The sequence below is a fragment of the Acetobacter sp. DmW_125128 genome, assembly GCF_008704325.1.
Lineage (GTDB): Bacteria > Pseudomonadota > Alphaproteobacteria > Acetobacterales > Acetobacteraceae > Acetobacter > Acetobacter oryzifermentans.
The window spans coordinates 21947-34999 of record NZ_VHOP01000022.1; the positions used below are offsets into that span (position 1 = coordinate 21947).

General features: G+C 53.3%; 13 protein-coding genes. 10 read left to right on the plus strand and 3 right to left on the minus strand.

The window, feature by feature from the left end:
• Positions 1-81 precede the first annotated feature (81 nt).
• From pqqA to pqqE, 5 genes are all read left to right on the plus strand, one after another.
• Positions 82-162: a pyrroloquinoline quinone precursor peptide PqqA gene (gene pqqA, locus FKW19_RS08980; protein ID WP_014457297.1), complete on the plus strand. Its 81-nt coding sequence runs from the start codon at positions 82-84 to the stop codon at positions 160-162.
• 88 nt (positions 163-250) lie between these two features.
• Positions 251-1162, plus strand: a complete 912-nt coding sequence (gene pqqB, locus FKW19_RS08985) for a pyrroloquinoline quinone biosynthesis protein PqqB (protein WP_089179490.1) — start codon at positions 251-253, stop codon at positions 1160-1162.
• Positions 1159-1899: a pyrroloquinoline-quinone synthase PqqC gene (gene pqqC, locus FKW19_RS08990; RefSeq protein ID WP_089179491.1), complete on the plus strand. Its 741-nt coding sequence runs from the start codon at positions 1159-1161 to the stop codon at positions 1897-1899. The genes pqqB and pqqC overlap by 4 nt, the downstream gene beginning before the upstream one ends.
• 20 nt (positions 1900-1919) lie before the next feature.
• On the plus strand, positions 1920-2195 hold the full coding sequence (pqqD, locus tag FKW19_RS08995; RefSeq protein ID WP_081461428.1) for a pyrroloquinoline quinone biosynthesis peptide chaperone PqqD: 276 nt from the start codon (positions 1920-1922) through the stop codon (positions 2193-2195).
• Positions 2192-3295 carry a pyrroloquinoline quinone biosynthesis protein PqqE gene (gene pqqE, locus FKW19_RS09000; RefSeq protein WP_089179492.1) on the plus strand — a complete coding sequence of 368 codons (1104 nt, stop codon included), beginning with the start codon at positions 2192-2194 and terminating at the stop codon, positions 3293-3295. Before pqqD ends, pqqE begins: the two co-directional genes overlap by 4 nt.
• 61 nt (positions 3296-3356) lie before the next feature.
• Here pqqE and FKW19_RS09005 read toward each other — a convergent pair whose 3' ends face one another.
• Both FKW19_RS09005 and FKW19_RS09010 read right to left on the minus strand, forming a co-directional pair.
• Positions 3357-4370 (minus strand): hypothetical protein, encoded by a 1014-nt coding sequence (locus FKW19_RS09005; protein ID WP_089179493.1) that lies wholly within the window; start codon positions 4368-4370, stop codon positions 3357-3359.
• Between the two features lie 138 nt (positions 4371-4508).
• Positions 4509-5189: an ATP-dependent Clp protease proteolytic subunit gene (locus FKW19_RS09010; RefSeq protein WP_006115939.1), complete on the minus strand. Its 681-nt coding sequence runs from the start codon at positions 5187-5189 to the stop codon at positions 4509-4511.
• Between the two features lie 46 nt (positions 5190-5235).
• Here FKW19_RS09010 and FKW19_RS09015 point away from each other — a divergent pair, with 46 nt between their 5' ends.
• The 5 genes from FKW19_RS09015 (at position 5236) to recJ (ending at position 11985) form a co-directional block, all read left to right on the plus strand.
• Complete coding sequence (locus FKW19_RS09015; protein ID WP_089179494.1) at positions 5236-6402, plus strand: hypothetical protein; 1167 nt, start codon at positions 5236-5238, stop codon at positions 6400-6402.
• Positions 6403-6541: 139 nt separating this feature from the next.
• Positions 6542-7774 (plus strand): LL-diaminopimelate aminotransferase, encoded by a 1233-nt coding sequence (locus FKW19_RS09020; protein ID WP_035353357.1) that lies wholly within the window; start codon positions 6542-6544, stop codon positions 7772-7774.
• A complete protein-coding gene (locus tag FKW19_RS09025; protein ID WP_089179495.1) occupies positions 7771-9084 on the plus strand; it encodes a homoserine dehydrogenase in 1314 nt (437 codons plus the stop codon). Before FKW19_RS09020 ends, FKW19_RS09025 begins: the two co-directional genes overlap by 4 nt.
• Positions 9085-9137: 53 nt before the next feature.
• Positions 9138-10136: a class II fructose-bisphosphatase gene (gene glpX / locus FKW19_RS09030; RefSeq protein WP_006115935.1), complete on the plus strand. Its 999-nt coding sequence runs from the start codon at positions 9138-9140 to the stop codon at positions 10134-10136.
• Positions 10137-10152: 16 nt separating this feature from the next.
• Positions 10153-11985, plus strand: a complete 1833-nt coding sequence (recJ, locus tag FKW19_RS09035; protein WP_089179496.1) for a single-stranded-DNA-specific exonuclease RecJ — start codon at positions 10153-10155, stop codon at positions 11983-11985.
• 90 nt (positions 11986-12075) lie between these two features.
• Here the strand turns inward: recJ and rpoH are convergent, their stop codons facing one another.
• The gene (gene rpoH, locus FKW19_RS09040) at positions 12076-13035 is read right to left on the minus strand and encodes an RNA polymerase sigma factor RpoH (RefSeq protein ID WP_006115933.1); all 960 of its coding nucleotides are present in this window, start codon (positions 13033-13035) and stop codon (positions 12076-12078) included.
• Positions 13036-13053: the final 18 nt, after the last annotated feature.

Sequence of the window (13053 nt, forward strand, 5' to 3'; positions counted from 1 at the left end):
AAGCGGCTTTTTCCTGCGGATCTTTATCTGGAGAGCCTGTAGGAATCTGCTCTGTTTCAACTCAATCAAGGAGACAGGCTTATGGCTTGGACTGCACCAAAAGTTACCGAAATTCCGTTGGGCGCTGAAATCAACAGCTACGTTTGCGGCCAGAAGAAATAAGTCGGGGTTATGCCCAGCTTAGCCGCCAGCCATTACCGGTTTTAACGCCGGTTTTGCACTGGCGGCTTTTTTATTTAGATGTGTTGTTATGCTTGAAATTGTTGTTCTTGGTGCAGGTGCGGGTGGCGGCTTTCCGCAATGGAACTCTAACGCCCCAGCTTGCCGCCGCGCCCGTGCGGGAGACCCCGCAGCCCCTTCCCGCACGCAGGCATCTATTGCCGTAAGCGGAGATGGCCAGCACTGGTATGTACTCAACGCCTCGCCCGATCTGCGCACCCAGATCAACCAGACACCGGATATGTTCCCGCGTGAAGGGCTACGCTCCACCCCCATTTCTGGCGTTGTGCTTACAAGTGGGGAAATAGACGCCATTACGGGCCTGCTCACCCTGCGCGAGCGGCAGCACTTTAATCTATATGCCACACAACCTGTGCTGGATCAGCTTAACGCAAATCCTATTTTTAATGCACTAGATCGCACGCTTGTGCCACGCCGCGCCATGCAACCGGAGCACCCTATTTCCTTGGTTCCGGCTGAGTTTAGCATCATGCCCTTTATTGTACCGGGCAAAGTCCCCCTTTACGCAGAAAAGGCCGAAAACCCTGCTGAAATCATGAGCAATGGGGAAAACATTGGGCTGGAGATAACGGATGGCCACGCCCGAGCCCTGTTTATTCCCGGCTGCGCGATGATGACAGATGCCCTACGCAACCGCATAAATGGCGCAGATGTTGTGTTTTTTGATGGCACGTTGTGGACAGATGATGAAATGATCCGCGCCGGACTGGGCAGCAAAACCGGGCACCGCATGGGCCACATGTCCATTGCAGATGAGCCCGATGGCACCATTGCCGCCTTCCGCCCTTTACATGTGAAACGTAAAATTCTCATCCACATCAATAATTCCAACCCTATTCTCTTGGCCGATTCACCAGAGCGCCATGCCGTAGAGCAAGCAGGATGGGATGTTGCATTTGATGGAATGAAAGTCTCGCTATGACCACCCAACTGCTCACCCCGAATGAACTGGAACAAGCCCTGCGTGCCATAGGCGCAGAACGCTACCACAATCTGCACCCTTTCCATCGCGCATTGCACGATGGCAAACTGAACAAAGGACAGGTTCAGGCATGGGCGTTGAACAGATATTACTATCAGGCCAGCATTCCCGCTAAAGATGCCTCTCTTCTCGCACGCCTTCCCACTGCCGAATTGCGGCGTGAATGGCGGAGACGGTTAGAAGACCATGATGGCACAGAACCGGGCTCCGGCGGCGTAGCGCGCTGGCTGAAGCTTACGGATGGCCTGGGGCTAGATCGTGCCTATGTCGAATCACTCGAAGGTCTGCTGCCTGGCACAAAGTTTGCTGTAGAGGCGTATGTGCATTTTGTGCGCGAACGTTCTGTGCTGGAGGCTATTGCTTCCTCCCTGACAGAACTGTTCTCTCCCACCATTATCAGCGAGCGTGTTTCGGGCATGTTGCGGAACTATGCCTTTATTACCGAAGAAACACTGGCTTACTTTAAGCCGCGCCTGACACAGGCACCACAGGATTCTGCTTTTGCGCTTGCTTATGTAAAGGAGCACGCTCGCACAGTGGAACAACAGCAGAGTGTGCTCAACGCACTTAAATTTAAATGCGGCGTGCTATGGTCCATGCTGGATGCGCTGGATTATGCTTACGTCACGCCCGCTCGTATTCCACCGGGTTCTTTCCGCCCAGAAACTGCAGCATGAGCCAAACACCCGATACTTCCATGATTTCTGAAAGCAGTATCCTTCGATTTGCGCGAGGCACACGCCTGCAATATGACCGCGTGCGGGAAGTATGGTTCATTCAAGCGCCTGAACGCGCCTTTCATGCAGACCCTATCGCGGTTGAAGTGCTACAACTCATAAATGGTACCCGCAATGTGGGAGATATATTAGAGCTGCTCTGCCAAAAATTTTCCGCCCCGCGGGATATTATTGCACGGGATGTGCTAGCCCTTTTACAGGATCTAACCACCAAGCAGGTGTTGCTGGCAGTATGAACATGCCTCCCCCTCCCATGAGCCTGCTTGCAGAACTCACGCACCGTTGCCCTTTACAGTGCCCTTACTGTTCCAACCCTTTACAACTGGAACCCCGCACGCAGGAACTCAGCACACAAGACTGGAAACGTGTGCTGAGCGAAGCATCTGAAATGGGCGTATTGCAGGTTCACTTTTCTGGCGGTGAGCCTATGGCAAGGCCAGATCTACCCGAACTTGTCGCTCATGCCGCCAAAGCAGGATTATATAGCAACCTGATTACCTCTGGCGTGCTGCTCAATGCCAAAAGCCTGCAAGAACTGGCTGATGCTGGGTTGGACCATATCCAACTTTCCTTTCAGGATGCCGAAGCTGAAAGCGCAGACCATATTGCCCATATGAAAGGTGCCCACGCCAAAAAGCTGGAAGCGGCACAACTTATTAAGGCCGAAGGGCTGCCCCTTACACTGAATTTTGTAATCCATCGGCAAAACTGTGAACGTGTGCCAGCTATGCTGGCCTTAGCTGAACAGCTTGGGGCCAGACGCATAGAAATTGCGCATACGCAATATTATGGCTGGGGGCTACTCAACCGTAATGCGTTACTGCCCAGCCGTGCTCAGGTTGAAGAAACAGAAAAAATTGTTGCTGAAGCACGCACCCGTCTCGCTGGCCGCATGAGCATAGATTTTGTAACGCCAGATTATTATGCAGACCGGCCCAAACCCTGCATGGGTGGGTGGGGCCAACGCTTTCTAAACGTTTCTCCTGTAGGCAAAGTGCTGCCATGCCATGCTGCAGAGAGCATTCCGGGCATTCAGATGCCTTCTGTTGCAGAAGGTTCTCTGGCCGATATCTGGGAAAATGCACCCCTGTTCCGCCTGTTCCGTGGCACAGATTGGATGCCCGAACCATGCCAGTCCTGCGCGTTCAAAGAAGATGATTGGGGCGGATGCCGCTGCCAAGCCTTGGCTCTAGCGGGAGATGCTACGGCGACTGACCCTGTGTGCCACCGTGCACCGGATCATGATCTTATTGCCCAAGCTATAACAGAACGCCCAAAAACGCCCCCACCTTTCCATTATAGGCGCTATGGCAACGCCAAAGCCTCAAGCAGATAAAAAATTACCCAACCAACCCAAATAAGACAATCGGGCTGGTTGGGATAAACCTTAAAACAGATTAAGCTGCTGTTTTACGATTTGCCTTGAAAACACCGCTAGCAAATTCCCAGCACCGCCCAACATCACGAATAACGCGTGCAATGGCAGGCGTGGTTGTTGGGCGCAGCAGGCGTGGATCATAGCCGGAAAAACGCCGGTCATCCTCATCCAGACAAAGCTGCATGAAATCAGGCAGATTGATCTGAATGTTGGTAACTTCCTTGGTGCCTGTTACCGTAAAATTGTTGTCCTGCGTATGTACCTGGCCGTTATCATCCACCGTGCGCACAAGAGACAAGCGCTCGTAGCCAAGGAATGCCCAAACAGCCAGAACCTTCAGCTCAAAGTAAGGCCGACGCCACCAGGGCATAACAGCCCGGTTCCATGCCAACCAGTTGGCAAACAGAAGAATATGGCGGCATTCCTCCTGCATGATAGGTTCAAACGTGTCTGTCAGTTCAGGCGGAAAATAGCCAGAACGCTTGGCCAGTTCGAACATGCCAAAGGCAAAAAAACTGTCCGCACATTCGGAAAAACCTGTCACCAGATACGCCCACTCAACATCCTTGGGCTCAACGTAAGGAGGTTCCGGCGCCATAGGGATATCATAGGCTGCCACCATTTTGGACAGCACTTCCTTATGCCGGTTTTCCTCCCACGCATTGCGGGAGATGGCATCCTTCATATCCGGGTCTGTAACCAGATTAGCATAAGCAGCCATGCGCAGGCGCGCTTTGCCTTCCGTCTGCACGGCGATATCCCAGATAGGCAGGGACATTATGCGCTTGAGCGTTTCCGGGTCCAATTTAGGCCAATTGATAACGGATGGCCTGTAAGGATTAAACGTCTCGCGGAACATTTCCGCCAAGGCATGTTTATGCGCCTCAGACCCCGGCGTAAGCGGCCCTTTTACGGGGCTTACCCAATGGCGGGCACGATAATCAGCCTCTTCCACTGCGGCCTCATTGGGCGGCGGAGGCAAATCATCCATGCTTTCAGGCAGATGAGAATAGATATCGCTCAGAGAACCCATGTGAGGAACCTGTTTTCTAGGGATCTTGCCTCATACGACACCCAACCTTTTGGGCAGACATTCTGGCAGATCCAGTAACGCAAACGCGCCTGCCTCGCCCAATCCAAAGTTGGAAATGCGAAGCAGGCGCGATGTGTATTAGTGCAGATCAGATAGCTTTGAAATGATCTTGGTCACTAAGCCGTAATCAATCGCTTCCTTGGCAGACATCCAATAGTTGCGATCCGTATCTTTTGCGACTTTTTCATAGCTATGGCCGGTTTCTTTAGCGAAAATCCGGTTTAGCCGTTCACGCATCTTGATAATTTCACGCGCTTCAATGTCGATATCCGTTGCCGGACCACGCACGCCACCCATCGGCTGATGCAGCAAAAAGCGTGTATTGGGTAAGCAGAATCGGCGCTCTTTATGCCCGGCGGCAAAAATCAGCGCACCAGCAGATGCCACCCAGCCTGTGCCAATCATGTTGATCGGGGCAATCGAATCGACAAAGCGGATCATGTCATGGATTGTGTCACCACTTTCCACATGCCCACCGGGAGAATTGACATAGACATCAATCGGCTGGTCAGATTCACCAGCCAGCGCCAAAAGGCGGCCCGTTACATCGCGGGCGATTTTATCATCAATTCCGCCAAAAATCAGCACTTTCCGCTGCTTGAACAACTTGTGTTCCAGTTCGCCATGCGGGGCGCCGGCTGTTTTTTCTTCTGCCTTCTCCGGGGCTGCCGGAGTTTCCGGTTCGTCATCCATCTTGATGGCGTTACGGGGGAAAATGCCCGTCATTGCTTTCTCCGCATGTTCTGTATCTGTGTACATTCTCTTATCCTGCGCTGCCTAAGGCTGCCTGCCAAGGGGCAATCATGTGCTGTCTCGCCAGCCGGGACGGAAAAGGGTAAGGTGCGCTCTGTCTTACTGTCTGGTTTCCATTAGTCGGAGTATCCGCGCTGCCATGCCGCAACCCAGCTTAGAACACAAGCGGACACCCCGCAGCGCCATAGGTCTAAATGCTGTACGGCTTGGGGTGCTCATGGCTTCTGGTGCGCTTCTTCTTGGCGGATGCAGCCCCCATAAGGATGCCGTTGATGGCACGCTTTCTTGGGTGCAGCATATGCGCGGTGGGGTTATTGCTTCTCAACGCCCCCCGCCGCCCGGTATTTACGATCCCTACCCGCATGTTGGCCTTACCCCCACACAAGCGCCGGAAATGCCCTCCCCCCAAGATCGCGCGCTGGTAACTCAAGGGCTGATTCGTGAGCGCAATCTGGCTTACCGGACAGTCGCTGCCAATGGCAGCATTATCCCCAATATTCCGCCTCCGCCTTCTGCTACAGCACAGCCTCCGGCAAAAGCGGCCCCTTCTGCTGCGTCCTCCCCCCAGCAAAATGGCACGGCACAAGATGGCTCTCAACAGGCCAGCCTGCCAGAAGGCGTAAGTGGTGCCATTATGGATGCTGCGGATTCCTCACCAAACCAAAATACGCAAAACGCTGCGTCCCCAACCGGCAAGGCATCTTCCAAGGATAGCCACGCTAACAAGGCGCAGGATAAAACGGCAGAAGCCGAACCAGAAGTTGGCATGCCAGCAGTGCGCCCAAAAGCCGCACAAACAGAAATACCGGCCTCTGATATTCCGCAGATTCCAGATGGCCCACCCACAGCCCCATCTTTTCCGGGCTTTGATGTGCCTTCCGATGCGCATGTGCCAGATACCATCAAGCCAAACTATGATCTGGTTGATGTAAAAGGCACTTCTTTCCATTTTGTGCCACAGTCAGATGTGCTGTCCAGCGGGCAGGAAAATACGCTCAGCAAACTCAAAGCGGATCACCCTAATGGGCCATTCTTTATCCGTGGGTTTGGTAATGCCCTTTCATTAAGCGCGCAGGATCAGTCTGATGCTGTAAAACTTGGGATTTTGCGGGCTCAACGTTTGGCAACAGCACTGGTAAATCTTGGCGTGCCTTCCTCCAGCATTCATGTACGGGGGGATGCCTTTGGCACAGGTGCCAAAGTGGCGACCAGCCCCTGAAACTCACTTACAAAAGTGTCATTCCAGCATTTTGGGCAGAGTGAGGAGTTGCCTGTTCTGCTCTGACGATTACTATGCTTCTTCCCACAAACCTGCGGGGGGTTCCTTACCTCCTGTTTCTTTAGAGCATTAAAAACCCATGACTGAAGAATTCCATCGCATCCGCCGTCTGCCGCCTTATGTATTTGCCTCGGTAAACCAGGCCAAGGCAGCAGCCCGCGCGCGGGGCGAGGATATTATTGACCTCGGCATGGGCAATCCAGATACCCCCACCCCGCAGCACATTGTTAATAAACTGCTGGAAACGGTGCAGGATCCTCGTACCCACCGTTATTCTGTTAGTCGCGGTATTCCGGGGCTACGCAAGGCTGTTGCTGGGTATTATGAACGTCGCTTTCACGTTGGGCTGGACCCGGACAAGGAAGTGATTGTCACACTGGGCTCCAAGGAAGGGTTAGCCAATCTGGCTTCCGCTATTACCAGCCCGGGGGACACCATTTTGGTGCCTAACCCCTCCTACCCCATTCATCAGTTTGGCTTTATTATTGCCGGGGCTTCCATCCGCTCCATTCCGGCAACGCCGGATGAAAACATGCTGCGCGCGCTAGAGCGGGCTGTACGCCATTCCGTGCCCAAGCCCACCGCGTTGATTGTAAACTTTCCGTCCAACCCAACGGCCTATCTGGCTGATCTGGATTTTTATAAGGAATTGGTTGCTTTCTGCCGCAAGGAAGAAATATGGATTCTGTCTGATCTGGCATATGCTGAAATCTATTTTGGTGATCTTGTGCCTCCTTCCATTTTGGCCGTGCCGGGCGCGAAAGATATTGCTGTAGAATTCACATCTCTTTCCAAAACCTATTCCATGGCTGGGTGGCGCGTAGGCTTTGCTGCGGGTAATGAGCGCCTAATTGCAGCACTTACCCGCATTAAATCTTATCTGGATTATGGCGCCTTCACGCCTATTCAGGTAGCTGCTGTAACCGCCCTTAACGGCCCGCAGGACTGTGTGGCTGACTTGCGTGCTCTTTATAAAGACCGGCGCGATGTGCTGATTCGCGGCCTACACGGAGCCGGATGGGATGTTCCTTCTCCAGAAGGTTCCATGTTTGCTTGGGCCCCTATTCCTGAGCCGTTCCGTGAAATGGGCAGTGTTGCCTTTTCCAAACTCCTTCTGGAAGAAGCTGGCGTGGCTGTGGCTCCTGGCCTTGGCTTTGGTGAATATGGTGATGACCATGTTCGTATTGGGTTGGTTGAAAACACCCAGCGCCTGCGTCAGGCCCTGCGTTCCATTCGTGGGTTCCTGTCTGCGCATGGTATCTCGCCATCTTCTTCTTCCTCTACCAAAAAGCCGGAGCCTGTTGCACCGTGACATCCTGTTCCAATTCTTCTCATCTTCGTCTTGGTATTGCCGGTCTGGGCACGGTTGGCGCTGGCGTTATTCGCCTGCTGCGTATGAATGCAGATCTGCTGAGCGCCCGCGCAGGCCGCAAACTGGAAGTGGTGGCCGTAAGCGCTCGAGACCGCACGCGCGACCGCGGCATAGATGTTTCCACGTTACATTGGCATGATAACCCGCTGGATCTGGTTTCAGACCCAGATGTGGATGTTGTTGTAGAGTTGATTGGTGGAAGCGAAGGCCCGGCCCGTGCGCTGGTAGAAAAAGCTCTGGCTGCTGGCAAACCAGTTGTAACCGCCAATAAAGCTCTTCTTGCTGTTCACGGCTCCGCCCTTGCCAAGCTTAGTGCAGACAACAACGCTCCCCTGTTGTTTGAAGCCGCCGTAGCAGGCGGCATCCCTGCCATTAAAACAGTGCGAGAAGGCTTGGCCGCAGACAAATTCCTGCATGTTGGCGGCATCCTGAACGGCACGTGCAACTATATTCTTACCGTAATGCGTGAAACGGGTAAGGATTTCGATCTGGTGCTGAAAGATGCACAGGATCTGGGATATGCAGAAGCCGACCCTTCCACCGATATTGACGGCATAGATGCAGCCCACAAACTGACAATTCTGGCAGGCTTGGCTTTTGGTCGCCCAGTAGCATTTGATTCCGTGCAGGTAGAAGGCATCCGCCAAATTGGCGCCATTGACTTTGCTTTTGCTCGCACCCTTGGCTACCGCATCAAACTTCTGGGCCTTGCCCGGCTGACAGATGCAGGCCTGCAAGCGCGTGTTGCACCTTGCTTGCTGCCACACAACGCACCTATTGCGCAGGTGGATGGCGTGTTTAACGCCGTTGTGGCTGAAGGTGAATTTGTTGGCCGTATCATGCTGGAAGGCCGCGGTGCCGGTGCTGGCCCAACAGCCTGTGCCGTAACCGCGGATCTGATTGATATTGCCCGTGGCCACACCATTCCGGTATGGGGCGTGCAGGCCAGTGCAGAACCTGCATTGCGTGCTTGCCCTGCTGGCACCGGAGCAGGCGCTTTCTATCTCCGCCTCATGGTAGAAGACCGCCCCGGCGTTATTGCAGACATTACAGCTGTCTTGCGTGATTGCGGTGTTTCCTTGCGCAGCATGCTTCAGCATCCTGCGGAAAATGAGACAACACCGTATGTTCCGCTTGTTCTGGTTACGCATCAGACATCAGAAGCCGCCATGCAGGATGCCATCACCAAAATAGATGCATTGAGCGTGGTGACGGACAGCCCTGTGATGATTCGGATCGAAACAGCCTGATTCTAGCCACCTTTTCCGGTATCATAGACTTTTAAGCAAGGATCCTGTTTCTGATGTCTGATTCCATAGGCCCCTCTCCTTTTGTTGTTTCTGACCGCAATCTGGCGCTTGAGCTGGTGCGTGTCACGGAAGCCGCTGCTCTGGCTTCCGCCCGGTGGACAGGGCGTGGCCGCAAAAACGATGCGGATGGCGCTGCCGTAGAAGCCATGCGCACAGCATTTGATACCGTAGCCATTGATGGCATGGTGGTGATTGGTGAGGGGGAAATGGATGAAGCCCCCATGCTTTATATTGGTGAAAAAGTAGGCTCTGGCGGCCCCGGCATGGATATTGCCGTGGACCCGCTAGAAGGCACCAATCTTTGCGCCAAAGATATGCCAAATGCCATTACCGTGGTGGCACTGGCAGAACGTGGTAACTTCCTGCATGCGCCAGATATTTATATGGACAAGATTGTGGTTGGCCCCAATCTGCCCGAAGGTGTTGTTGATCTGGATAATTCCATTGAAAACAACCTGAAAAATCTGGCCAAAGCCAAAGGCAAAAGTGTTCAGGATCTTCTGCTCTGCACACTTGACCGGGAACGGCATGAAGAAATGATTGCCCGCGCCCGTGCTGCCGGTGCGCGTGTGCGCCTGCTGACAGATGGCGATGTGGCAGGCGGAATTGCCGCCTGCCTTGATACCAGTCAGGTTGATATTTATGTAGGCTCTGGCGGTGCACCTGAAGGTGTGTTGACTGCGGCTGCCATTCGCTGCGTAGAAGGGCAAATGCAAGGACGGCTGCTGTTTGAAGATGAAGGACAGCGTGAACGCGCCCGCAAAATGAACCCTGGCAAAGACCCCGATCGCAAGCTGGGCCTGCATGATCTGGCTGCTGGCTCTGTGCTGTTTTCTGCCACGGGGGTAACCACTGGCACGTTGCTGCGTGGTGTTCGGCAGTTGCCGCATCAGGCCATTACGCATTCTCTGGTTATGCGTTCCAAATCTGGAACGGTGCGCTTTATTGAAGGCCACCATAATTTCAAAACTAAAACATGGGCTCCGCAATAAACAGCTCTGAATTGTGATGCAAAGCAGCACCTTGCAACTTACCGAACAACCAGAAGAAACTTCCACGCTTGCTGTATTAGGGGTGGATGCCAGCTTTGGTGGGCGGCGTTGGGTTTGGCGTGCCGGGGCAGAAGATCCTGCCCTGATGCGTCTGGGGGCTGCTTTGGCTCAACAACTGGGTATTCCAGAAATTGTTGGCCGTTTGCTGGCCATGCGCCAGATTACCCCGGATCAAGCCCCTCATTTTCTGGAACCCAAGTTACGGGCACTTATGCCCGATCCTTCCACTCTCACGGATATGGATAAGGCTGCTGCCCGCATGGCAAAAGCTGTCCAGAATCGTGAAGTAATTGGGATTTTTGGTGATTATGACGTGGATGGTGCCTGCGCCTCCGCCATTCTTGCCTCTTTTTTTGAAGAACTCGGCTGCACTGTTCATACCCATATTCCAGACAGAATGACCGAAGGATATGGCCCTAACGTAGCCGCACTGGATAATTTGGTGGCGCAGGGCGCTTCCATATTGATTTGTGTGGATTGCGGCACCGCTTCAGCAGATATTTTGTGTCAGATGACAGACAAAGCCGATGTGATTGTGCTGGACCATCACAAATCGGAAGATGCCCTTCCCCCTATTCTGGCAACGGTCAACCCTAATCGGCCAGACTGCCCCTCTGGCCTGCATCATATTTGCGCAGCAGCCCTTGCCTTTCTTGCCGCAGTTGCCACTACGAGAGATCTGAGGCGTGCAGACTGGTTTACAGCAAACCAGCCTCCGCCCGATCTTATGCGCCAGCTTGATCTGGTGGCTTTGGCAACGGTTTGTGATGTTATGCCACTGCATGGGCTTAACCGTGCGTTTGTAACGCAAGGGCTTAAAATTATGGCCCGCCGCCAACGTACTGGCCTGAATGCACTTATGGAAATTGCTGGCGTTACCAAAGCGCCAGATGCTTTTTCCTGCGGCTTTGCGTTAGGGCCTCGTATTAATGCGGGTGGCCGTATTGCAGAAGCAGCCTTAGGCCTCCGCCTACTGCGTTGCCCAGATAACTTTGAAGCACGCCAGATGGCCGAACGTCTGGATGCTGTAAACCGTCGTCGGCAAGGTGTTGAGGCCGATATTCTGGATCTTGCCATGCAACAGGCAGAAGCTCAGAAAAAAGCCGGACACGCTGTTATCATGTTAGCGGGGAAAGATTGGCATCCCGGTGTTGTCGGTATTGTAGCGGGGCGTATTAAGGAACGGTTCAATCGCCCTGCCCTTGTAGGCGCAGAACAAGAAGATGGCACGATTAAAGGTTCTGGCCGCTCTGTTCCCGGCTTAGATCTTGGCACCGTGATTATTGCAGCCCGTCAGGCAGGTATGTTGAAAACCGGCGGGGGCCATGCCATGGCTGCTGGTTTCTCCCTTACAGCAGATAAGCTGGAAGACTTTCATACCTTTCTAGATACTCGGTTGGCGCAGGCTGCCACGCTTCCAGAAAAAGTGCCGCTTACAGTAGATGCGGTGGTGGCCATTTCTGGCGCCACGGCTGAATTAGCGCAAGACATGGGTGCCCTTGCGCCGTTTGGTGCTGGAAACCCAGAACCTCTGCTGGCCATACCACGCGTAACAGTTATACGTGCAGATCGCATTGGCCGCGATGGCAATACGCTGCGTCTGCTTTTAAAGGGTGAAAATAACGGCCGATTGAAAGCGCTTCTGTTCCGCGCGCATGAAAACCCACTCGCAGCCAAACTGGAAGATACAACACGCCCGGCCCTGCATCTTGCAGGGTATTTGCGGGCAGAAAGCTGGAACGGCAGAACAGACGCCACATTTTTCATTCAAGACGCTGCGGCTGCCTGATCATAAGCATTCCCTTATACGCTCAAACAAATATAAGCATCTTGGCGTTTCCTGCCTGCATGGCCTGCAATTAGGAAACGCCAAAGCTTATTATGTATTCTGGGAGGTTTCTTCGCGCCGGGCCTGAACTTCCTTCTTCATAGCCGCCTGCACTTTTTCAAACGCACGCACCTCAATCTGGCGCACCCGCTCGCGCGAGATACCATATTCGTGCGCCAGTTCTTCTAACGTTGAGGGATCATCCTTTAACCGGCGTTCCGTAAAAATCCGGCGTTCACGTTCGTTCAGGTTTTCCATAGCGGAAGAAAGCAGCGCTTTCCGGCCAGAAAGTTCCTCATTCTCAGCGTAAACGTCTTCCTGATTGGTGTGATCATCAACCAGCCGGTCTTGCCATTCACTATCCTGATCGGCCCGCATGGGTGCATTCAGGCTATGGTCTGGGGCTGCCATGCGGCGGTTCATATCCACCACATCCTGTTCAGAAACACCCAGTGTTGTAGCAATCTTGTTCACCTGCTCTGGCTTCAGATCACCATCATCAATGGCCTGCATCTGCCCTTTCAGGCGGCGCAGATTGAAGAACAGCTTTTTCTGAGCCGCAGTGGTGCCCATTTTCACCAAAGACCAACTATGCAGGATGTATTCCTGAATGGCTGCACGAATCCACCACATGGCATATGTGGCCAAGCGGAACCCTTTTTCTGGATCAAACCGCTTTACGGCCTGCATCATGCCAATATTGCCTTCACTAATCAGTTCATTGATTGGCAGGCCATAACCACGGTAACCCATGGCAATTTTTGCAACCAAACGCAGATGAGAGGTTACAAGCTGATGCGCGGCTTTAACGTCTCCTTTATCGCGCCACAGACGTGAAAGGCTGAGTTCCTCTTCTGGTGTGAGGAGAGGATATTTGCGGATTTCCTGAAGGTACCTTGAAAGATTGTTTTCAGGCCCAACATTGATAACGGAAGATACCATGTGCTGACTACTCCCCTGAACTGGAAACTCCCTTGAATGCTTTGGGTTCCCGTAACGCCCGCAATGCATTCATAAAAAGAGGCAAGA

Bases quoted from the DNA above. Each gene is read 5' to 3' on its own strand.
- pqqA (WP_014457297.1), top strand. From the start codon at position 82: ATGGCTTGGACTGCACCAAAAGTTACCGAAATTCCGTTGGGCGCTGAA.
- pqqB (WP_089179490.1), top strand. From the start codon at position 251: ATGCTTGAAATTGTTGTTCTTGGTGCAGGTGCGGGTGGCGGCTTTCCG.
- pqqC (WP_089179491.1), top strand. From the start codon at position 1,159: ATGACCACCCAACTGCTCACCCCGAATGAACTGGAACAAGCCCTGCGT.
- pqqD (WP_081461428.1), top strand. From the start codon at position 1,920: ATGATTTCTGAAAGCAGTATCCTTCGATTTGCGCGAGGCACACGCCTG.
- pqqE (WP_089179492.1), top strand. From the start codon at position 2,192: ATGAACATGCCTCCCCCTCCCATGAGCCTGCTTGCAGAACTCACGCAC.
- FKW19_RS09005 (WP_089179493.1), bottom strand. From the start codon at position 4,370: ATGGGTTCTCTGAGCGATATCTATTCTCATCTGCCTGAAAGCATGGAT.
- FKW19_RS09010 (WP_006115939.1), bottom strand. From the start codon at position 5,189: ATGTACACAGATACAGAACATGCGGAGAAAGCAATGACGGGCATTTTC.
- FKW19_RS09020 (WP_035353357.1), top strand. From the start codon at position 6,542: ATGACTGAAGAATTCCATCGCATCCGCCGTCTGCCGCCTTATGTATTT.
- glpX (WP_006115935.1), top strand. From the start codon at position 9,138: ATGTCTGATTCCATAGGCCCCTCTCCTTTTGTTGTTTCTGACCGCAAT.
- recJ (WP_089179496.1), top strand. From the start codon at position 10,153: ATGCAAAGCAGCACCTTGCAACTTACCGAACAACCAGAAGAAACTTCC.
- rpoH (WP_006115933.1), bottom strand. From the start codon at position 13,035: ATGCATTGCGGGCGTTACGGGAACCCAAAGCATTCAAGGGAGTTTCCA.